Annotated in this window: 17 protein-coding genes; 14 read left to right on the top strand and 3 right to left on the bottom strand. The window is 69.5% G+C overall.

What is annotated here, in order from left to right; genetic code table 11:
• Nucleotides 1-32 precede the first annotated feature (32 nt).
• Genes QC282_RS05500 through QC282_RS05490 form a run of 3 tightly spaced genes read right to left on the bottom strand, consistent with a single transcriptional unit; the run spans nt 33 to nt 2,433 of the window.
• On the bottom strand, nt 33-1,421 hold the full coding sequence (locus tag QC282_RS05500) for a fatty acid--CoA ligase family protein (RefSeq protein ID WP_279548051.1): 1,389 nt from the start codon (nt 1,419-1,421) through the stop codon (nt 33-35).
• Nucleotides 1,422-2,111: an SDR family NAD(P)-dependent oxidoreductase gene (locus QC282_RS05495; protein WP_279548050.1), complete on the bottom strand. Its 690-nt coding sequence runs from the start codon at nt 2,109-2,111 to the stop codon at nt 1,422-1,424. It lies immediately after the preceding gene.
• Nucleotides 2,112-2,124: 13 nt separating this feature from the next.
• Nucleotides 2,125-2,433 (bottom strand): hypothetical protein, encoded by a 309-nt coding sequence (locus QC282_RS05490; RefSeq protein ID WP_279548049.1) that lies wholly within the window; start codon nt 2,431-2,433, stop codon nt 2,125-2,127.
• Between the two features lie 434 nt (nt 2,434-2,867).
• On the opposite strand from QC282_RS05490, the gene QC282_RS05485 reads away from it, so the two are divergent.
• From QC282_RS05485 to QC282_RS05420, 14 genes are all read left to right on the top strand, one after another.
• Complete coding sequence (locus QC282_RS05485; protein ID WP_279548048.1) at nt 2,868-4,136, top strand: ATP-grasp domain-containing protein; 1,269 nt, start codon at nt 2,868-2,870, stop codon at nt 4,134-4,136.
• Between the two features lie 39 nt (nt 4,137-4,175).
• Nucleotides 4,176-5,522, top strand: a complete 1,347-nt coding sequence (locus QC282_RS05480) for a PLP-dependent aminotransferase family protein (protein WP_279548047.1) — start codon at nt 4,176-4,178, stop codon at nt 5,520-5,522.
• Nucleotides 5,523-5,637: 115 nt separating this feature from the next.
• Nucleotides 5,638-7,212, top strand: coding sequence for an APC family permease (locus tag QC282_RS05475; RefSeq protein WP_279548046.1), 1,575 nt, complete (start codon nt 5,638-5,640; stop codon nt 7,210-7,212).
• Between the two features lie 35 nt (nt 7,213-7,247).
• On the top strand, nt 7,248-8,591 hold the full coding sequence (locus tag QC282_RS05470) for a cation:proton antiporter (RefSeq protein ID WP_279548045.1): 1,344 nt from the start codon (nt 7,248-7,250) through the stop codon (nt 8,589-8,591).
• Between the two features lie 193 nt (nt 8,592-8,784).
• The gene (locus tag QC282_RS05465) at nt 8,785-9,948 is read left to right on the top strand and encodes a hypothetical protein (RefSeq protein WP_279548044.1); all 1,164 of its coding nucleotides are present in this window, start codon (nt 8,785-8,787) and stop codon (nt 9,946-9,948) included.
• 93 nt (nt 9,949-10,041) lie between these two features.
• A complete protein-coding gene (locus QC282_RS05460; RefSeq protein ID WP_279548043.1) occupies nt 10,042-12,843 on the top strand; it encodes an AMP-binding protein in 2,802 nt (933 codons plus the stop codon).
• A 3-nt stretch (nt 12,844-12,846) separates the two neighbouring features.
• A complete protein-coding gene (locus QC282_RS05455) occupies nt 12,847-13,833 on the top strand; it encodes a class I SAM-dependent methyltransferase (RefSeq protein WP_279548042.1) in 987 nt (328 codons plus the stop codon).
• Nucleotide 13,834: 1 nt separating this feature from the next.
• Nucleotides 13,835-15,430, top strand: a complete 1,596-nt coding sequence (locus QC282_RS05450) for an MBL fold metallo-hydrolase (RefSeq protein WP_279548041.1) — start codon at nt 13,835-13,837, stop codon at nt 15,428-15,430.
• Nucleotides 15,427-16,704: a hypothetical protein gene (locus tag QC282_RS05445; RefSeq protein WP_279548040.1), complete on the top strand. Its 1,278-nt coding sequence runs from the start codon at nt 15,427-15,429 to the stop codon at nt 16,702-16,704. Before QC282_RS05450 ends, QC282_RS05445 begins: the two co-directional genes overlap by 4 nt.
• Before the next feature lie 2 nt (nt 16,705-16,706).
• A complete protein-coding gene (locus QC282_RS05440; RefSeq protein WP_279548039.1) occupies nt 16,707-17,555 on the top strand; it encodes a TauD/TfdA family dioxygenase in 849 nt (282 codons plus the stop codon).
• The gene (gene cpt, locus QC282_RS05435; RefSeq protein ID WP_279548038.1) at nt 17,552-18,085 is read left to right on the top strand and encodes a chloramphenicol phosphotransferase CPT; all 534 of its coding nucleotides are present in this window, start codon (nt 17,552-17,554) and stop codon (nt 18,083-18,085) included. Before QC282_RS05440 ends, cpt begins: the two co-directional genes overlap by 4 nt.
• A gap of 152 nt (nt 18,086-18,237) precedes the next feature.
• Nucleotides 18,238-18,894, top strand: coding sequence for an HAD family hydrolase (locus tag QC282_RS05430; RefSeq protein WP_279548037.1), 657 nt, complete (start codon nt 18,238-18,240; stop codon nt 18,892-18,894).
• 183 nt (nt 18,895-19,077) lie between these two features.
• Nucleotides 19,078-20,244 carry an MFS transporter gene (locus QC282_RS05425; protein WP_279548036.1) on the top strand — a complete coding sequence of 389 codons (1,167 nt, stop codon included), beginning with the start codon at nt 19,078-19,080 and terminating at the stop codon, nt 20,242-20,244.
• A gap of 44 nt (nt 20,245-20,288) precedes the next feature.
• Complete coding sequence (locus QC282_RS05420) at nt 20,289-21,263, top strand: winged helix-turn-helix transcriptional regulator (protein WP_279548035.1); 975 nt, start codon at nt 20,289-20,291, stop codon at nt 21,261-21,263.
• Nucleotides 21,264-21,273: the final 10 nt, after the last annotated feature.

Below are 21,273 nucleotides of genomic sequence, written 5' to 3'. Positions count from 1 at the left end.
ATTTCCGGTTGGATGGTGTGCTGGAGGCCCGGTCAGCTCGTGCCGTCGTCGCGTGGCAGGGACCGCAGCTTCTTGAGACGGTCCGACACCTCGACGGAGTCGACCACGCTGATCTTCGAGGGAATCTTGAACGGCTCGACCTTGTCCGCGAGGAACTCCAGTACGTGCTTGCGGACGGCCGCGCGGGTCATGTCGCCCTTCGGCTTGATGTCCGCGCACACGGTCTGTCCGGTGATCGCGTTCGGTTTGCCGTAGACCACGCAGTCCTCGACGAGCGGACTGGCGAGCAGGACGGATTCCAGTTCGAGGGGGAGCAGTTTCTCCCCGCCGACGTTGATGACTTCCTTGGCCCGGCCCCTGATCCTGAGGTATCCGTCGTCGGTCTCCTCGACCAGGTCGCCGGTCCTGAACCAGCGGTCCTCGGTCAGACAGTCGTCGGCGTAGTTCAGGTAGCCGAGGAACTGGGTCCTGCTCCTGAGCTGGAGTTCGCCGTCGACGATCCGGTGTTCGACGCCGGCGTCCGAGATCTTGAAGTAGGTGCTGCTCGACGACTCGCTCGTGGTCGTGGCGATTCCGGTCTCGCTCGTCCCGAACGTCTGGAGCAGTCGGACCCCGGGGAAGTTCTGGTTGACCCGCCTCAGCAGTTCGTCGGACATCGGCTCGGTGCCGTAGGTGATGAGACGCAGGCTGCTCAGGTCGTACGTGCGGTGGTACCCGCCCATGATGATCAGGTTGAGGAACGTCGGGCTCGTGGGCAGGACCCGGATCCGGTGTCGCTCGATCAGCCCGCAGATCTCGTCGGGGACGCGCTCCCGGGGCAGCACCGCGGCACCGCCCACCAGGAGCGTGCTGAGCAGGGAGTTGATGCCGCCGATGTGGTCGAACATCAGGACCATCAGGATGTTCAGCGAGCTCGGCCGGCGCCGGGCGCCCTTCTCCAGTTTCTCGCCGACGAGGGTGTCGAGGTTGTGCAGGATGACCTTCGGCGCCCCGGTGCTGCCGCTGCTGAGCAGCACGAGCCCCGCGGCGTCCTCGTCGCCGAGACGGTCGATCACGCTGCCGGAACCGGAACCGGAGCCCGGGGGCGCGAGTTCCTCGACGTCGAGCTCGGTGCCCGCCGTGACCAGGAACCTGGGCCGGCAGTGCTCGGTGACGGTTTCGAGGTCCCTGTCGTGGAGCGTCACCAGGGGCACGACGACATTCCTGTTGAGGAACAGCGCGAACAGGGTCGCTATGGAACTCGGCGAGTAGTTGCCGTTCAGCACCACGACGTCGTGCGGAGCCACGCCGTGCTTGCTCAGCACATTCTCCGTGTACCGGATCCGGTCCAGGAGTTCGTGGTAGGTGAAGGCGATGTCCTGGTCGAATATCGCGGTCCTCGTGCCGAAGTCCTCGAACCTCCGCACCAGTTCGTCCCGCATTCAGTGCACCCCCCCGAGGAAAATGGTTTCACCTGTGACGAACGCCGATTGCGGGCCGACGAGGAACTCGACCGGGCCGACGATGTCGGACATCGTGCACATGCGGCGTATCGCCTGACGGGCGATCAATGCGTCGATCTTCGGTTGTGAAACGGTCCTGGTGAGGACGGTGCGGACCGGTGGCAGACCGATCGCGTTGACCCGGATCCCGAAGGCGGCCAGTTCCTTGCTCATGACCTGGACGAGTTGTTCGACCGCGCTCTTGCTGGCCGAATAGGCCAGGTGCCCCTCCAGCGCCCACGGCACCGCGACCGTGGAGACGTTCAGGATCGCGGGGGCCGGCCCGGCCGACTTCCGCAGCAGCTTCACCGCCTCGCGGCAGCAGTTCAGAACGGCGAAGAAGTTGATGTCGAAGATGTCCCTGACGACCTCGTCCGGAGTCGTCATGAAGTGGTTCATCGTGGAGGTGCCCGCGTTGTTGATCAACGCGTCGAGGCAGCCGAACTCTTTCCGGACCTCTCGGAACATCTTCTTGACCTGGGCGACCTCCGTGAGGTCCACCTGGTGGTGCCGGTAGCCCGGGTGGTCGATGGCCGAGGGCTTCCTGCTGCACCCGATGACGTCGTGGCCGGACTCCAGGAAGTGCTCGGCGAGCGCCTTGCCGACTCCGGTCCGGCTTCCGGTGATCATGACTATCATGCGGTCACGCCGCGCCGGCACCGACCAACTGCAGCTCCTCCTCGATGAATGCGATCAGCCTGCGGACACTGCTGAACGGACTCACCCGGAGCGACACGGCCTTCTCGGAAGCCAGCGTGACCTCCACCTCGAACTCATCCTCGATGCTCTCCTCGACCTGGGCGAGAAAAGCCACGAGGTACATCGACTCGAATACCCCGTCATTGCCGTAGAGACACAGGTCGAGTACATTCTCGGTAGGAATCTTCTCTTCGCGCATCGTATTGATGTCATCGATCGCGTCGATGATGATCCTCAGGATTCGGTCCGTCAATGTCGACCTCCCTCTATAGGGCCCTGTCCGGATGCATCGGAGCCAAGGACCGGATCTTTATCGCATACGCCGGGTCGGCACGCAAGGGTCGTTCAGAATGCGCGGACGACTGTGCAACTGCTCCCTTTACTCAGTTGCACACGGCCGCGTCGCCGCAGTCGCGGCACGGCAGTCACGCCCGCGGTGCAGCTCAGGACACCCGCATGAGCAAGGCGGTACGAGTGGCGCGGAGCTCTGTCTGAACTCCGTTGACAGGCTCTCGGCGAGCCAGTAAAAATCACGTCCGGCATCACGGCGCCCTCGCCCGGCATTCCCATGGATGCCCGAGAAATCTTCCCTTTTGATCGGCGCATACGGGCAGCGGCCGTCCGTGCGCGATTTCTGTCGCGCGACGCGAATTCGGCTTTCCTCCGTACACGCCAAAAGGAATCGTCATGACTGAACAGGACGACCACGGCCCCGGCGCCATGTCCCAGGACGCCCCGGTCCTGCTGCTCGTCGGCAGCGGATACCGCCCCTACCGCGAGTACATCCTGGCCGCCGTCTCCCGGCACTACCGGCTGTGGCTCCTGGACTCCGCCGAGGCGACCTGGCAGTTGGCGTACTGCGCGGGCGCCACCCGGGTCGACACCCGGGACGCGGAGTCGATGCGCGAGGCGGCGCTCACCCTCGTGGACTCGCTGCCGGTCGTGGGGGTCTTCACCTACGACGAGTCGCAGGTCGTCTTCTGCGCACGGCTCGCCCAGGACCTCGGGCTGCCGGGCAGTCCGCCGGAGACCATCAACGCCTGCCGGGACAAGGCGACCACGCGTTCCGTGCTCGCCGCCGCGGGCGTGCCCCAGCCGGCTTCACGCATCGTCACCAGCGCCGAGGAAGCGCTCGCCGTCGCCGAAGAGATCGGCTACCCGGTGATCGTCAAGGCCCGCGCCATGGCGGGCAGCGCCGGCGTCGTACGCGTCGACCGCGCCGAGGACGTCGCCGGGGCCTTCGCCGCCGCCGACGGCGCCGACGCCCTGGGGCTGCCCCGGCACGAGCAGAACGTCCTCGTGGAGGAGTTCCTCACCGGGCCGGAGATCAGCATCGACGCCGTCATCCAGGACGGACACGTCACGCCGACCGTCCTCGCGCGCAAGCACCTCGGCCCGGCACCGTACTTCGTGGAAACCGGGCACGACGTGGACGCGAACGACCCGCTGCTCCAGGACGCGGAACTCCTGGGCCAGCTCCAGGACATCCACCGGGCGCTGGGCTTCGTCCACGGCGCCACCCACTCCGAGTTCAAGCTCACCCCCAAGGGCCCCCGGCTGGTGGAGGTCAACGCCCGCCTCGGCGGAGACCTGATCCCCTACGTCGGCCTGCTGGCCTCCGGAGTCGACCCCACGGTCGCCGCCGCCCAGGTCGCCGCCGGCCACAAGCCCGACACCGTGCCGACGTTCCGCAAGGTCGCCGGGGTCCGGTTCCTGCCGCCCGAGACCCGCTGCGAGGTCGTCGAGGTCGTCGTGCACGAGGACCGCTTGGGCCCGACCATCCACGAGACGGGCGTCACCGCCCGACCCGGCTCCCGCCTGGCGCTCCCGCCCGACGCGTTCCTGACCCGCTACGCCCACGTCGTGGCCGTCGGCGACGACAAGGAGCAGGTCATGGCCGACCTCCGGGAGCCGGAGCGGCTGGTCGAGCTGCGCGCCCGCCCCGTGTCCGACTGACCCGGGGCCGACCCCCCGACGAGAACAGGAGCCACCCGCATGACCAGTACGTCACAGGGTCTGGGCAGGGCTCCGGTGGACCTGTCCGAGGCGCCCCCCGGAGCGCGGCTGCACGCCGGCGAGCTGCACACGTCGGTGAGCGACCCGGTGCTCACCTCCATGACGCTGCTCAACGAGATCGCGGGCCGCTTCCCGGACGCGGTCTCCTTCGCGGCGGGACGCCCGTACGAGGGCTTCTACGAGGTCGACGCGCTCGGCCGCTACCTGGCCGCCTTCGAACGTCACCTCAGGGACGAACTCGGCCTGGACCCCGAGGCCGTGCGGCGGACGTTCTTCCAGTACGGCCGCACCAAGGGCGTCATCCACCAGCTGATCGCCCGGCACCTGGAGACCGACGAACGGCTGGCCGTCGCGCCCGAGTCGCTGCTGGTGACCACCGGGTGCCAGGAGGCGATGGTCCTGGTGCTCCGCGCCCTGCGCACCGACGCCCGCGACGTGATCTTCGCGGCGTACCCGGCGTACGTCGGCTTCCTGGGCGCGACCCGGCTGGTCGACATGCCGGTGAGGTCCGTGCGGGAGGGGCCCGACGGCATCGACGTGACGGACCTGGCGGAGAAGATCCGCCGCGCGCGGGCCGACGGGCTGCGCCCCCGTGCCTGCTACGTCGTGCCCGACTTCGCCAACCCCAGCGGCGCCACCATGCCGGAGGCCAACCGGCGCGAGCTGCTCGAACTGGCCGAACGGGAGGACATCCTCCTGCTGGAGGACAACCCGTACTCCCTGTTCCACGCGGGCGGGGCACGGCTGCCCACGCTGAAGTCGCTCGACACCGGGCAACGCGTGGTCTACTTCGGGTCCTTCGCGAAGACCGCCTTCGCCGGGGCCCGGGTCGGGTACGTGGTGGCGGACCAACCCGTCGTCGGCGCGGGCCTGTTCGCCGACGAGCTCGCCAAGCTCAAGAGCATGCTCACGCTCAACACCTCCACCGTCGCCCAGGCGGTCGTCGGAGGGTTCCTGCTGGAGAACGACTGCAGCGTGGAGCGCGCCACCGTGCGGGAAGCGCGGGTCTACCGCGAGAACCTGCGGGCCGTGCTCGGCGCTCTGCAGGAGCGGTTCGGCGCCCGCGCCCCGATGGGCGGGTCCGGGGTCTCCTGGAACACCCCGAAGGGCGGCATGTTCACCGTCGTCACGCTGCCCTTCCGCGCGGACGACGCCATGCTCGAGTACTCCGCCGACCGCTTCGGCGTGCTGTGGACACCCATGCACCACTTCTACGCGGGTCAGGGCGGATTCCATCAGATCCGGCTCTCCTTCAGCGTGCTGACGCCCGACCGCATCCGCGTCGGCATCGACCGCCTCGCCGCGCTCGTCGCCGACCGCACCTGAACTCACCGCACCGCGGGCCTCACCGCGCCCGACCACAAGGGGGACACGAGATGGAACCGACGACCGTACGACCATCCGGGGACATCGCCCGGACGACGAGCCGCGGGGTGATCGCGTGACGCTCGCGGCGGAACCGTCCACGCCGACGAAGCCGGGCCAGGACCACAAGCTCCGCCGCGACCTCGGGTTCTGGAGCCTGACCGGCATCGCGTTCGGCGGCATCATCGGCTCCGGCTGGCTGTTCGGAGCCTTCTACGGCGCTGCCGCGGCGGGCCCGGCGGCCGTCCTCTCCTGGATCATCGCGGGCGCGGCCCTCACCCTGATCGCGCTGGTCCTCGTCGAACTGGGCGCGGGCACCCCGGAGTCGGGCGGCATGGTGCGCTGGCCGCTGCTGGCCAACGGGCCGCTGGCGGGCACCCTCATCGGCTGGGCCGTGCTCCTCGCCGTGGCCAACTCGATGGCGGCCCAGGCCTCCGCGGTCGTGCAGTACGCGGACCGGTACCTGTCCGGCCTGTACGTCGACAACGCCCTGTCGGTGTCGGGCAAGGCGGCGGGCGCCGGACTGCTGGCCGTCCTGGTCGTGCTGAACTGGTTCGGCGTCAAGCTGTTCGCGCGCCTGAACTTCGCCGTCACCGTCATCAAGGTGCTCGTACCCGTCGTCACCGTGGTGGCGCTGCTCGTGGCGAGCTTCCACCCCGGCAACGTCTCCGCCGGCGGCGGCCTCGCGCCGTACGGCTGGTCGGCCTCCCTGACCGCGATCGCCGGCGCGGGCATCATCTACGCCCTCAACGGCTTCGCCACGCCGATCGAGCTGTCCGGCGAGGCACGCAACCCGCGCCGGGACATCCCCCGGGCGGTGCTGACCGCCATCGTCCTGTCGGTCGCGCTGAACGTCGTGCTGCAGATCGCCTTCGTGCTCGCGGTGCCGGAAGGCAGCCTCGGCTCGGGAGGATGGGCCGGCCTCAACTTCTCCTCGCCGTTCGGTGAACTCGCCCTGCTGCTCAACCTGGGCTGGCTGGCCACTCTCATCTACGCCGACGCCGTGTTCTCGCCGTCGGGCTCGACGTACGTGATGGTCGCGGCCGGCAGCCGGGAGACGTACGGGGTGGCCAAGAACGGGGCGATTCCGCGCCGGTTCGCCGCCGTGCACGACCGCGCAGGCGTGCCGAGGAACGCGATGGCGCTGAACTTCGCGCTCAGCATGGTCTGCCTGCTGCCCGCCACCCGGTGGCAGGAGATCATCGGCGTGGTCGGCGTGCTCGCCCTGCTCACCTACTCGTTGTGCACCGTGGCGGCCGGCTCCTTCCGCGTCGCCGCCCCCGAACGGCTCGCGGGCTGGGTCCGGGGCCTTCGCTGGATCGCGCCCGCCGGGTTCGTCGTCGGTTCGGAACTCGTCTACTGGGCCTCCTGGCAGACCCTGCGCACCGCGTTGCCGGTGCTGATGGCCGCCATGTTCCTGTTCGTCGCGCTCCGCCGCCGCCAGCTCGATCTCGCCGCCGAACTGCGCACGGGCGCCTGGCTGCTCGCGTTCCTGGGGTGGCTGTTCGTGCTGTCCGGTCTCGGCACGTTCGGCGGCAGCGGGGTGGTTCCGGCGCCGTGGGACACCGTGGCGGTGGCCCTGTGCGGACTGCTCACCTACCACTGGGGCGTGCGTTCCGGCGCGGCGTACCTGCGTCGTCACCCGTTGTGATCCCCCTGCCGCTGTGGACCAGGAGCCGGTAGCCCATGTCGTACGCCGCAGCGGCGGTACCGCCGCTCCCCCACCACCAGTTGTTCGTCTTCCTCCTCCAGGCCGGGTTCCTCGTGCTGCTCGCCCTGGTGTGCGGACGGCTCGCGGCGCGGTTCGGGATGCCCGCCGTGACCGGGGAACTCTGCGTGGGCATCCTGCTGGGGCCCACCGTTCTGGGCAGCGCGGCGCCCGCGGTCGCGGAGTGGCTGCTGCCGCGCTCGGCCGACCAGTTCCACCTCCTCGACGCGCTCGGCCAGCTCGGCGTCGTCCTGCTCGTGGGCATCACCGGCATGGAGATGGACGCCGGGCTCGTGCGCCGCAGGGGCGCCACCGCCCTGAGTGTCGGCGCGGGCGGACTGCTGCTGCCGCTGGCCCTGGGATTCGCGGCCGGCTGGGTGGCCCCGGACGACCTGATCCCCGCGAGTACCGACCGCCCCACCTTCGCGTTGTTCATCGCCGTCGCCCTGTGCGTCAGCGCCCTGCCGGTCATCGCGAAGACCCTCACCGACATGAACCTCATCCATCGCAACGTCGGCCAACTCACCCTCGCCGCCGGCATGGTGGACGACATCATCGGATGGATCCTGCTGTCCGTGGTCACCGCGATGGCCGCCGGGGCCGCCGGGGCCGGCAGTGTCGCCGAGCCGCTGGCCGCCGTGGCCCTCGCCCTGGCCGTCACCGCCCTGATCGCCCGGCCCCTGGTCCGGCGCGCCATGACGGCGGCGGCACGCTCCGGCGACAGCCGCACCACCGTGCCGGGCGCCACCGCGTTCATCCTGCTCAGCGCGGCCGCGACCCACGCGCTCGGCCTCGAGGCCATGTTCGGCGCCTTCCTCGCCGGCATGCTCCTCGGCGCGGGGCCCCGGGCCGTGCGCGCCCAACTGTCCCCGCTGCGCACCGTCGTCCTGTCGGTGTTCGCACCGCTCTTCTTCGCCACCGCGGGCCTGCGCGTGGAACTGACCGCGCTCACCCGCCCCGAGATCCTCCTGGCGGCCGCGGCACTCCTGCTGATCGCCGTCGTCGGCAAGGTGGCGGGCGCCTACGCCGGTGCCCGGGTGGCCGGTGTCGGGGCCTGGGAGTCCCTCGCCCTCGGCGGCGCCCTGAACGCCCGCGGCGTCATCCAGCTCGTCATCGCCACGGTGGGCCTGCGCATCGGTGTCCTGAACGCCACGACGTACACCCTGATCGTGCTCGTCGCCATCGTCACGTCCGTGATGGCGCCGCCGATCCTGCGCTTCGCGATGCGCCGTGTGGAGGACACCGCGGAGGAACAACTGCGCCGGCGCGAAATGTCGTTCCTGCCGGAAGAAGGCGCGCCGGAAAAACGGGCGGACGCATGACGGGAGCCGGTCACATGAGTGTTCAAGTGAGGCGTTTCCGCAGTTGCACGCCCCTGCCCGCAGGGCGCGACCGGCTGCATTTGAACGCCCTTGAGAAACACGGCCGCTGTCGACAAACTCCAGTCTGCCGTTCCGCGTTCGTGAGATCGCCGTGTCCTTCCGCACGCACCCCTTCCGAGAGAACTGAGCGCTGATGCCCGGCCTTTCCCTGCGTCCCGACGCACTCAGTGTGCGGGGCCTCTTCAGCTTCCTCCGGGACCTGGACCTGGACTGCGACATCAACCCCTGCGCGGCCTGGATCGGCGCGCTCGACCCCGCCCGCGTCGGTGACCCGGCCGGCGTCGAGGGCTTCCTCCGCGAGGTGGGAATCACCCGCGCGCTGGCGCATCTCCTCGGCATCGACGAGGCCGACGTGGCCGCGACCTGCGTCGTGCACGACACGCCCATGGACGGCGGCCCGGACCAGCTCGCCGACCCGATGTCGGCGTACCACAACACCCGTCCGCTGCGGCTCGAGGAGGCCGCGCACGTCGCGTGCTGGCCGCGCGCCGACGGTGAGTACGTGGTGTTCGCCAAGCTGAACCACATGGTCGTCGACCTGGGCGACGCGGTGGCGGTGCTCACGGCGGTGCGGGGCCATCTGCGAGGCACCCCGGCCCGCCGCGCCGGCGCCCGTTACCGCGACCACGCGGCGCTGGTCGCCAAGTACGCGGAGATGACGCCGGCCGATCCCGACGTGGTGGAGAAAGCGCTCGGCGAGATGCCCGTCCCGGGGCGCAGGGGAATACCGATGATCTCCGAATCCGGCGAGCAGTGGCTGCCGCTGCGCAGGGGCATCTCTTTCGACGATCTCCTCAGTGCCGTCACCGCCACGGTGCTGCGGGCCATCGGCGGCGGCCTGGTGCTGCAATATCCGGTGTCCCGCTGGGAATTCGCGCGCAAAGGCGGCTACTTCGTCGAGATCAAACCCATGGTGGTGCGTGGCGAGTCGGCGTCGCGGTACACCCCGGAGTACTTCCGAAAGACCCGTGAGTACTTCGACTCGCTCGGCCGGTTCACCCTGGCCGACCTCCCCTCGTTCGGCGCGGAGTTCGCCCGTGCGCGCATGCCGCGCATCGTGGTGTCCGACACGACGCTCATGCGTCCCGAGCCGGGGCTCTGGCGCTGGATCCCGGTGCGCAGCGCCCGGGTCTTCGACGACCTGAGGTTCCTGGCCGACCGGTCGATGCCCGGCCCTCCGCTGCTGAGACTGCAGTACAAGAGCAGGTTCCTGCCGCCCGAGACCGTCACGGGCATCCTCGGCGAACTCCGGGAACGGATCGGAGCCGACGACGGTCCGGCAGGTCCCGCTCAGTGAGCGGACGTCCGCGCCGCGCGCCGTCCCGCACGTCAAGCGTTCCTCTCCGATGGCCGGTTCAACTGGTTCAGCAAGGCGAAAGAGGTGTTCTCGGTGGATCTGCCTGAGCTCGTCGCACACCACCTCGGGCGGCACGACGGCCTGGTGGCCCTGGAGTCGGGTGCGCGGACCTGGTCGTACGCCGACCTCGACGAGGTCACCCGGGGCCGCGCGGCGCAGTTGCGCCGGCTCTGTCCGGACGGCGGCCGGGCCGTCGTCGTCGGCGAACACACCGCCGACGCGCTGGTCTGGGCGCTGTCCGTGATGCGGTCCGGACTCGTCTACACCCCGCTCAACCCGGGCCTGCCCGCGGAACGGATGCGGGAAGCGGTGGGCGTGGCGGCGCCCCGGCTGGTGGTGTGCTGCACGCCTGACTCGCTCGCGGCCCTGCGCGGGGACGGCGCGGCGGGCCAGGTGCTCGGCGCCGACGACGTCGCGCGGGCCGCGGCGGCGGAGCCCGCGGGGGACGCACCGCAGGCGGCGCCCGGGGTGTGGCCCGCGCAGCAGGTCGCGTACTCCATTTTCACCTCCGGCTCGACCGGGCGGCCCAAGCTCGTGAACGTCGGCCACGCCGGGATCGAGAACCTCTGCCGTGCCCAGACCCGCCTCTTCGGTGTGAAGCCCGGCCACCGGATGCTGCAGTTCTCCTCCCTGTCGTTCGACGCCTCCGTCGCCGAGATCCTGGTGGCGATCCACGCCGGTGCGCGACTGGTGGTGCCGGACTGGGACGGCGGCTCGTGGCTCAGCGCGGTCGGCAGGCACCTGCGGGACAACGGCTGCGACATCATCACGGTGCCCCCTTCGGTGTACGGGCGGCTGAACGACGAGGCGCGCAAGGCGATCGGTACCGTCGTCTTCGCCGGCGAGGCCCTGTCCGAGGTGGAGTTCCGCGCCGCCGCCCGCTACAGCCGGGTGCTGAACGCCTACGGCCCCTCCGAGGGAACGGTCTGCTTCAGCGTCGCCGAGCCGTCCCGCTTCACGGCCTCCATCGGCCGGCCCATCGACGGCTACACGGCGCGGGTCCACGACCCCGGGCGGAACGTGTACGCCGACTCGGGGCGGGGCGAACTCGTCCTGGTGGGCGCCGGGGTGGCGCTGGGCTACGAGGGGCGGCCCTCGGACGGGTCGGGCCCCTTCACCACGGTCGACGGCGGCCCCGCCTACCACACCGGCGACGAAGTCGAGCTGCGCGACGGCGAGTTGTTCTACCTGGGACGTCTCGACGAGCAGATCAAGCGCCTCGGTCACCGGATCTGCCTGACCGATCTGGGGCGGCGGCTCGCCCGGCTGATGGACACCCCGGTCGTGTGTCTCACCGACGACACCTCGCTGATCATGGCCCACACCGCGACGGACCGCCCGGCGGAGGACCTGCGGCCGTGGCTGCGTGACCTGCTCCCGCCGTGGGAGATGCCGGACGTACTGCTCGCGCTGCCCGAGATTCCGGTCACCGACAGCGGCAAGGCGGACAAGGCGGTGCTGCGGGACCTCGCGCGACGCACCCGGGCGGAGGAGGCGGACGGCGCCGACGGCGGGGCCGGCGCCCCGGCGCCCGGCGGGCGCGACGACTGGGAGGTCGTCCGCACCGTCGTCGAACGCGTCGTGGGCACCGGAATCGACCCCACCACCTCGATCTTCGACGCGGGCGCGGACTCCCTCGCGCTGGTGCGCATCCAGGTGGAGCTGAGCGAGATCTACGGTGAGGCGCCCGTACAGTCCGTTTTCGACCTGCTCAGCTACGACTTCACCATCGAGGGCTTCGTGACCGGCATGCGGGGCATGCCAGGGGCGCAGCCCTCCCCCGTGCGGCAGGTACTCGACACGGTGTCGGCGGAGCTCGCGGACCTCCCGGCGGCGCTCGCCGCACTGCGCCCGGCGCGGGAGAGCGGGGCGGGGCGCCCCGGGACGATCACCCTCACCGGCGCCGGCGGGTTCATCGGCGGCCATGTGCTCGACCGGCTCCTGCGCGACGGCCGGCGGATCACCGTGGTCACCACGAGCGACCCGCGGCGGCTGGTCGCACGGCACTGCGAGCGCTTCGAACGGGACCCCGCCGACCTCTCCGGCATCGAGTTCCTCGGCTACGACGACGTCGAGGCGCTCGCCCAGGGCACGGCGGCGGCAGGGACCGGCCGGTGGGGTTCCGTCGTCCACTGCGGCTACGAGGTCAACCACCTGCTGCCGCTGGAGCGCCAGGTGAGCGGCAGTGTCGCGACCACCCGCACGCTGGTGCGCGCGGCGGCCGCGCTGGACGCGCCGCGCTTCGTGTTCCTGTCCGCGGCCTCGGTCGGCCCGGACTTCGTGCCGCTCACCCACGAGGCGCTGGCCGCGGTCGGCGACCCGTACTCGCAGTCGAAGTTCCTCGCCGAGGGGTACGTCGCGGCGCTGGACGGCGAGCGCTGCCGCGTCGACCTGATGCGCGCCGGGCTGGTATACGGGCACACCGCCCGTGAGGGCGAGTTCCTCGACCGGGACGCGTTCGCGCAGCTGCTGCGCCTGTCACTGCGGCACGGCGTGATGCCCAGGCTCGACGGCCTCGTCCCCGTCTGCCACGTGTCCGACGTGGTGGACGTCCTGCTGACGGCCGCCGCGTCGGACGGCGCCGGCGCCCGGAGCGTCCTCGTGGACCGCACCTACGACCAGGACGGTCTGCGCGACGAACTCGGTCTGGGCACCGCCCCGTCGGTGAGCCCGCAGGAATGGCTCGACACCGTCACCGAGGCCGGCACCGCCGACGCCCCCGTCCTGGCGGCGATCCGGCAGCAACTGGGCGCGGCGGCGGGCTGGGACCGACCGGCCCGCACGACAGACCGGCCGATCATCCGGGAACTCCGGCAGACCTACCTGGGAGCGTAGCGAATGGACACCGAGAAGGGTTGGCACCGGGGGCAGCCCCTCGACCCGGCATTCCTGGAGACCGAGATCAAGGCCAGGACGGAACTCCAGGCGGGCGACTTCTCCCGCTGGGAGCAGCCGGGCGGCCACTGTCTGCGGGAGGAGCTGACCGGCAGGCCCGAGCGGCTGTTCGTGTTCCGGCTCGGCGAGCGCTGGTACGCCGGTTACAAGACGATCTCCGAGTACGTCCTCGACCGCGACATGCCGGGTGTCTTCTGCAGCCGGGTGTACTGGCACAACGTGGTCGGCGAGGTGGAATCCCTGCGCACCTCGGCCGCGGACGCGCGCATCGTCTTCCGGCCCCTGGACGAGACGGCGCGCCGGGCGGTGTTCGACGCGATCACACCGCTCACCGAGATCGTCCATCCCTTCACCAAGCAGCGGGAGCCGGGCCTGGAGAAGACGAGCCCGCCGGACGGGTGGCTGGTCAGTGACGAGCGCGACGCCTTCCTGAGCATGGGCGAGGAACACATCCGCCGCTACACCAAGGACCTGTTCGGCCCGCGGTTCGCGGCGCTCACCGAGGACGTCCTCGCCTACGACCCGGCCTGCTCGACCGGACGGTTCCTGTCCGACTTCGCGACGCTGAACCCGGCGCGGATCAGGACGGTCGGCCAGGATCTGAGCCGGGAGATGACCGAGTACGCCAAGGGGCGCCTGGAGCGCGTGCACCACGGCGACGCGGCGGATCCCGCGATCGAGCCGGGCAGCGCCGAGATCGTCTTCAGCCGGTTCCTCAACTCCGAGGTGGTCTCCACGGACCGGGCGCGGGAGATCCTGCCGCGGCTCGTCGCCACGCTGCGTCCCGGTGGCTCGATGGTGCTGCTCGGGCACAGTCCCGTCCTGCTCGACGCCTTCGACCTGGCGGCGGCGGGCCTGCGGGTGCTGCGGACCACCGCGCGCCAGGACGACTGCGTCTTCCAGTACTACGTCTGCGAATTCGGAGGCTGATGTGCCCCTGTCGTTGAAGAAGAACGTCATCGCGGAGCCGGCCGTCGCCGGGTGGTACGCGTGGTCGTACCTGCTGCCCCCGCACACGCTGGCGAAGTACCTGAAGAACCACTACCGCACCATCGTCGAGTCCTACCTGGACAAACCCGAGACGCACCGCACGGCACTGAAGCAGGCCCGCTTCCAGGGCGGTCCCTTCGTGCACGAGCAGGACGGCTCGTACGACAAGGTGAGGGACTGGTACGGGTCCTCGCGCGAGCGGGTCGCCCCACTGCTCGAACTCGCCGACGCCATCGACGAGTTGGAGCAGAAGATCCTGCCCGACCTGACCGGGGCGTCCATGGAGTCGGTCTACCGCCGGCTGCCCGAGCCGCTGGCGGGCCGGGTGGAGCTGTTCTACAACCGGGACAACCGCACGCCCGACTACCGGTTCATCGAACCGCTGCTCTACGCGTCCCCGTACTTCGACCCCGGGTTGCAGCAGGTCCGGTTCTCCACGATCGACCGGGACGCCAGACAGTTCGCGCTGACGACGCCCGTGCTCGCGTACACGCCCGACCAGGTCCTGGTGACCGTGCCGTTGGACTCGCCGCTGCTCGACAGGGTCTTCGCGGGCGGGCTCGGCGCCGGGGAACTGGACCGGATCGTCGAGGACCTCGGCCTCGACGGGCAGCGCGCGGAGACCTTCAGGGGCTTCTTCGAGGAGACGCCCGCCCCGGTGGCCGGCTCGCCCGACGCCCCGGACACCATCGAGTACGTCGGCCACGCCTGCGTGTTCGTCCGGCACCGGGGCACCACGTTCCTGGTCGACCCGGTGATCAGCTACAGCGGCTACTCGCACGAGAGCGACGGCAGGTTCACCTTCGACGACCTGCCCGAGCGCATCGACTACGTGATGATCACCCACAACCACCAGGACCACATGCTCCTGGAGACCCTCCTGAAGATCCGGCACCGGGTGGGGCGGGTCGTCATCGCGAAGTCCGCCAACTCCAGCCTCGTGGACCCCGACCTGAAGCGCATCCTGGGTTCCCTCGGCTTCCACGACGTGGTGGAACTCGACGACCTGGAGTCGATCGGCACCCCCGGCGGCACCATCACCGCGCTGCCGTTCCTCGGTGAGCACGGCGACATCCGCATCCGCACCAAGTGCGGCTGGCTGCTGGACCTGGACGGCACCCGGGTGCTGTTCGCCGCCGACTCCACCAACATCTCCCCGCAGTTGTACGCGCAGGTCACGGCGACCGTGGGTCAGGTGGACACCGTGTTCATCGGGATGGAGAGCGTGGGGGCCCCGGTCAGCTGGCTGTACGGGCCGCTGTTCCCCGAGAAGCTGGAGCGCAAGGTCGACGCGGGGCGGCGCCTCAAGGGCAGCAACTTCGAGCAGGCGGCGGCGATCGTCGACACGCTCCGGGCCGGTCGCGTCTACGTGTACGCGATGGGCCAGGAGCCCTGGCTGGGCGCCGTGATGTGCGTCGAGTACGACGAGACCCACCCGGCGATGATCGACAGCGACAAGCTCGTCGCGTACGTCACGGAGCGGGGCGGCGTCGCCAAGCGTCTCTTCCTGAACGAGTCGATCGAGGTGCGCCCGTGAGCCCCGGCAAACGGCACGTCGTCCACGTCGGTTTCCACGCCTCGGAGGCGCACACGGTCGACTTCGACGCCGATCACGTGACAGCGGTGATGGCGCGGGGGAGCAGGTCGCGGCTGCCCGAGGAGCTGGCGTCACGGTTCGCCCGGATCGCCCTGCTCGATCTGCCGGACTCGGCGGATCTGGAGACCTACGACCGCGCCTTCGACCGCATGCGGGAACTCGTCGACGAGCTGGCCGCCGAGTTCGGTCCCCCGGACGCGATCGTCGCGCTGTACGAGCACACGACACTGCCCGCCGCGCGGCTGCGCGAGCACTTCGGCGTACCCGGCACGAGCGTACGGACCGCGCTGCTGTGCCGGGACAAGGTGCCGATGAAGGAGGTGCTGTCGGCCGCCGGGGTTCCCGTGCCGCGCTTCCTGCCGGTCGGCCCGCGGACGCCTGCCGCCGAACTGGAGGACTTCGTCCGCGGGTTGCCCCCGGGTCCGGTCGTGCTCAAGCCCCGCAGTCAGGGTGCGAGCATCGGGGTGCGCATCCTCGACGACGCCGACGACCTGCTGGCGGTCGCCGCGGAGGGCGGCATCGAAGCCGGGTACGAGGTCGAGGAGTTCGTGGCCGGCCCGATCTACCACATCGACGGCGTCGTGCGCGACGGCGAGATGCGCTGGTTCTGCGCCTCCCGCTATCTGGACACCTGCTTCAACTTCCAGCACGGCAACCAGCCGCTCGCCGCGGTGACGTCGGACGATCCCGAGCTGACGGCGCGGATGCGGGAGTTCACCGCGACCGTCCTCGACGCCCTGGGACTGGCGGACAGCACGTTCCACATGGAGCTGTTCCACACCCCCGACGACAGGCTGGTGTTCCTGGAGATCGGCAACCGCTTCGGCGGCGCCGGCATCTCGTGGCACCAGCGCACGGTCTTCGGCGTCGACCTCGCCAGGGAAGCCGTGCTGGCCTGCCTGGGCAGGCCCTCGGAGGTGGTCACCCCCAGGACCATGCTGGACACGCCGGAACCGGCCGCCTCCGGATGGCTGTACATGCCGCTGGGCGCGCGAGGACCGGTCCAGGTCCTCGACGTCACCGCGCCCGACGAGCTGCCGGACGAGGTGCTGAGCGCCGACATCCCCGCGGTGGGCGACGTGCTGAACGGACGCGGCAACGTCTGGCGCACCAGCGGCAGGTTCCTGGTCGGCGGCCCGTCCGAGGCCGCGGTGGAGCAGAGCATGGGGCGGATCGTCGACACCTACACACTCACTACGAAGGCGGGAGACTAGCGATGGCACGCACCAGGCTCGGCACTCACATCGGAGTGGTCGTCGACGACTACAAGATGGACCCGGCCGAACCGGGATTCCGGGACTTCGTGATGGAGCTGCTGCTGCAGCACAAGGTGGTGTTCTTCAAGAGCCAGCACTTCAGCCCGGCCACCTTCACGGAGATGGTGGGGCAGCTCGGCAGGAAGGAGGTCCACCCCTTCCGTACGGCGGCCGACGTGATCACCGGGATCTCGCCCTTCCAGCCGTATCCCGAGTACCCGGAGATTACCGGCATTTACCACGACGAGAAGGTCACCGGGAACCTCAACTCCTGGCACAGCGACCTCAACTGGCGGGAGATACCGCCCTTCGCCTCGGTCCTGCGGGCCGTGCGCATCCCGCCCCAGGGCGGCGACACCGTCTGGGCGAACATGGCCAAGGCGTACGACTCGCTGAGCGACTCGGTGAAGTCCGAGCTCGACGAACTGCGGGTCGTCCACGACTGGGTGCAGATCTACCGCTCCGCCTTCAAGGACAACGAGGACGCGCTCCGCCGGATGCAGGAGCAGTTCCCCGCCCAGTCGCACCCGCTGGTGCTCACCCACCCCCTGACCGGGGAGAGGTTGCTGTTCTCCAACAAGGTCTCCGGCGTCCGCATCGAGGGCGTCGGCGACGAGGAGAGCCGCCGGATCCTCGACATGGTCCACCGGCTCGCCTGGCGGCCGGAATTCCAGTGCCGGTTCCAGTGGGACGAGGGGGACGTGGCGATCTGGGACAACCTCGCGACCCAGCACTACGCCGTCTCCGACTACTGGCCGCACGTCCGCAAGATGGAACGCATCACCCTGGAAGGCATGCCGATCAAGTGAGCACACAGATCATCGTTCTCAATGGCGGGTCCAGCTCCGGCAAGACCGGGATCACCCGCTGTCTGAAGGCCATTCTCCCCCTGCCGTGGATCAGCCTCGGTGTGGACGACCTCATTTCGGCGCTGCCGGCGAAGATGATGCAGTCCGACGCCGGCGTCGAACTGGGCGAGGACGGCTCCGTCGAGGTCGGCGCGAGCTTCCGCGAGGCCGAGGCCGCCTGGACGGCCGGTATCGCGGCCATGGCGCGGGCCGGGGCCCGGATCATCATCGACGACGTCTTCCTCGGGGGCAGGGACTCGCAGGACCGCCTCCGTGAGCGCCTCGAAGGACTCGACGTGCTCTGGGTCGGCGTACGGTGCGACCCCGAGATCGCGGCGGGGCGGGAGATCGCGCGCGGCGACCGCGTCCCCGGGATGGCGGCCTCCCAGGCCGAGAAGGTGCACAAGGGCGTCGAGTACGACGTCGAGGTGGACACCAGCCACACCGAGTCCCTGCAGTGCGCCCGTCTCATCGCGAAGCACGTGGTCTGACCGGGCCCCGTCCCGTGCTCCGGCCCCCGGCCGACCGCTCGCCCGTGCCCGGGCGGCCGGCCCGGGGCCGGTCCGCCGCCGCTGCGGCCGTTGTCGCCGCTGGTGTTGTTGCCGCCTCTGCTGTTGCCGCCCCGAGAATGAGTGGGTCACGCGTGAAGAAGTTCGTCATATTCGATCTGGACGACACGCTGGTGGACAGCACCGGCGCGATCGACCGCTGGTTCGTCGAGCTGACCGAGCAGCGCGCCCTGGGCCCGGAAGGGCTGGCCTTCCTGCGGAACGAGCAGCAGCGGCCGGTCTCCCCCGAGGTGACCTTCCGCGCCATCGTCGACCGCTTCGGGTTCTCCGAGTCGCCGTCCGAACTGCGGCGCCTGTTCTGGCAGCGGTGGCCCCATCTCGTCCGGACCATCGACGGCGTGCCGCAGAACCTGCTGATGCTGCGCGAACAGGGCTGGCTGATGGCGCTGTTGACCAACGGCAGGGAGGACCAGCAGCGCCCGAAGATGCGCGACAACCTGGGCGACTTCTTCGACGTGCTGTGCTTCGCCCACGACGAGGCGGTGAGCAAGCCCGACCCGGAGGTCTTCCGGATCGTCGGACGCCGTGCCGCCACGGCACTGGAGGGCGGATGGATGGTCGGCGACTCCTTGGAGGACGACATCGCGGGGGCCGCGGCGCTGGGCATGCGGACGATCTGGGTCTCGCACGGCAGGGAACTGCCGACCGGCGGGATCCTGCCCGACGAGGTGGTCAAGACGGTCAACGAAGCCTTCCCGATCTTGTTGTCCCAGCAAGAAACCGGTAGTTGACCCGCCCATTTTCAGCCAGTGGCGGAAAAGGCGGGCACATTGGCCTTCCACTTCCGGCAAAGTATGACTGGTTGACAGCTCTCCGCCACGTCGGTCAGGATCGGGCGGGTTCAGATCGAACATGAGTTGCCAACGGAGAGCCGGCGTCGACGGATAACCATCCCGGCGTCACGGGGAGGGTTCTTGTCGCTCAAAATTTATCTGCTTTTCCAGACGTTTATTGAGCGCTTCCTCCTTTTCGCCATTCCTCTCATGGTGTTCCGCGCGACCGGGAGTGTGCAGTCCTCGGGCGTCTCCTTTCTGGTCGAGTGGTTGCCGACCATCATGATGCTTCCGCTCACCGGAATCATCGTGGACCGATACGGAGTGCGGAATGTCTTCGTGGGGTCGAACGCGATCCGACTGGCCGTCTGTCTCCTGTTTTTCGGCATATTGCTGGGGTCCGAGAGCGCCGCCGCCTACATCATCGTGGGTGGCATCCTTTCCCTCTTCAATCTCTTCGCCTACGTCGCCTTCGAGAAGCACATCACCGTGCTGGGCAGCCAGGACGAGGTGGCGAAGGCCTTCTCCTTCTTCCAGTTCAATCAGCAGACGATGCAGGTGATCGTGCCCATCTGCGGCGCCTGGATCGTCGTCCATCTGGCGCCGCACCTGCTCTTCCTCGTCTCGGCGGGGGGCTACCTCCTGCTCCTTCTCCTCGCCAGGAGCATGCCGAGCGACGAACACCGCAGCCAGGTGTCGTTCGGGAACACGTTCACGGCCATCAAGGACGCCTTCCGGTTCGTCGCGCGCAGCGTCACGCTGCGCTGGCTCGGAATCCTGATGATGTCGACGAACTTCGCCTTCGGCCTCATGTACACGGCGCTTCCCGATCTGGTCCTGCACATCGAGGGGGAGTCCGAGGTCTATCTCGGCGGCGTGTACGGCCTCGCGGCTGTCGTGTCGTTCGTCTACTTCCTGTCGAGCTCGAAGATCGCGGAGAAGAAGCTGGTCGAGCCGCTGGGGATCATCGCCGCCGTGGTGATCCCGGCCAGTCCGCTCCTGCTCGCCTTCTCCACGAGTGTGCCGGTACTCGCACTGTCGTTCTGCCTGGTCGCGGGCCCGCTGGTGGCGTTCTCGGTGCACGCGCGAGTGGTCCGGAACGCGGCCATGCCGGCCGAGAACTACGCGCTGACCATCTCCATCACGATGATTCTCTCGCTGCTCGGCCTTCCCTTGGCGGGTGCCTACATCGCCCTCGCCACGGCCGGCCTCTCGGTGCCGACAGCCATCATCTGCGCCTCTTCCGTGGCGCTCCTCCTGTCCGTGGTGAGCCTGCGCGCGATGCGGCCCAGTTACGAGAATGCCTAGCTCCGGACGCCACAGTTGTTTTGCTTGCCCCAGGAGAAGATGCAATGTCAGAAACCGCAGGCTGTAAGCCGGAAACCAGCTTCCAGATCGCGCTGAGCTCCTTGCGGCAGGCCGACTCGCCGCGTTTCGGAATCGACCTTGAGCATGTGCAGCGTCTGGCCGAGAGCGATGCGGAGTTCCAGCCGATCGTGGTGCATCGGGAAACGATGCGCGTGGTGGACGGAATGCATAGGGTGCACGCGATGAGACTGCGTGGCCACCACACCCTCGCCGCCCAGTGGTTCGAGGGCGACGAGCAGGCCGCTTTTCTGCTCGCGGTGGAGTCCAATGTGCAGCACGGCCTCCCGCTGTCGCGCGAGGAGAGAAAACAGGCAGCACTGCGCATCCTCCGCTGTCACCCGGACTGGTCCGACCGCAGCATCGCCAAAATGAGCGGTCTGAGCGCCAAGAGCGTGGCGACCATTCGGCAGAAGTCCGGCAAGGAGGACGCCGCGCCGGAAATCCGTATCGGCTGTGACGGACGTGCCCGTCCGTCGAGTACGGCGGCGGGGCGCGCCGCCGCCGCGGAAGTGATCAAACAGAATCCGACGGCGTCACTGCGGGAGATCGCCCGGCAGACCGGCATATCCGTGGGAACCGTCCGCGATGTCCGACGACGCCTGGCCAGCGGTCAGGAACCCGTCCCGGAGAAACAGCGGAAGGGATGCACGGAAAGCCGCGCGAGTCTGCCGGCCGTCGTCGATCGGCGGAGCGTCGCCTCCGTCTCCGATCACGAGCAGCGGATGAACCTTTTCGACAGGCTCCGCAAAGACCCTTCGCTCCGGCTCAGCGAGAACGGGCGATTCGTCCTGCACCAATTGCGCACGCAGTTGTGCAGCACCGAGGACTGGAAGCGCCTCGCCCCCGCCATTCCGATGCACGGCAGGAGCGCCGTCGCCGAAATTCTCTCCGCCTGCGCGGACGATCTCCTGGAGGTCGCCCAGGAGCTCCGCCGGATCGAGAACTCGCTGGCCGGCTGAGGCCCCGGCG

This window comes from Streptomyces sp. DH24 (genome assembly GCF_029813775.1).
In the GTDB taxonomy this organism is placed as follows: Bacteria; Actinomycetota; Actinomycetes; order Streptomycetales; family Streptomycetaceae; genus Streptomyces.
The sequence above is the reverse complement of the archived record's forward strand: the minus strand, read 5'-3'. Positions and strand labels throughout refer to the sequence as shown.

Bases quoted from the DNA above. Each gene is read 5' to 3' on its own strand.
- QC282_RS05500 (WP_279548051.1), bottom strand. From the start codon at position 1,421: ATGCGGGACGAACTGGTGCGGAGGTTCGAGGACTTCGGCACGAGGACC.
- QC282_RS05495 (WP_279548050.1), bottom strand. From the start codon at position 2,111: ATGATCACCGGAAGCCGGACCGGAGTCGGCAAGGCGCTCGCCGAGCAC.
- QC282_RS05485 (WP_279548048.1), top strand. From the start codon at position 2,868: ATGACTGAACAGGACGACCACGGCCCCGGCGCCATGTCCCAGGACGCC.
- QC282_RS05480 (WP_279548047.1), top strand. From the start codon at position 4,176: ATGACCAGTACGTCACAGGGTCTGGGCAGGGCTCCGGTGGACCTGTCC.
- QC282_RS05470 (WP_279548045.1), top strand. From the start codon at position 7,248: ATGTCGTACGCCGCAGCGGCGGTACCGCCGCTCCCCCACCACCAGTTG.
- QC282_RS05465 (WP_279548044.1), top strand. From the start codon at position 8,785: ATGCCCGGCCTTTCCCTGCGTCCCGACGCACTCAGTGTGCGGGGCCTC.
- QC282_RS05455 (WP_279548042.1), top strand. From the start codon at position 12,847: ATGGACACCGAGAAGGGTTGGCACCGGGGGCAGCCCCTCGACCCGGCA.
- QC282_RS05440 (WP_279548039.1), top strand. From the start codon at position 16,707: ATGGCACGCACCAGGCTCGGCACTCACATCGGAGTGGTCGTCGACGAC.
- QC282_RS05420 (WP_279548035.1), top strand. From the start codon at position 20,289: ATGTCAGAAACCGCAGGCTGTAAGCCGGAAACCAGCTTCCAGATCGCG.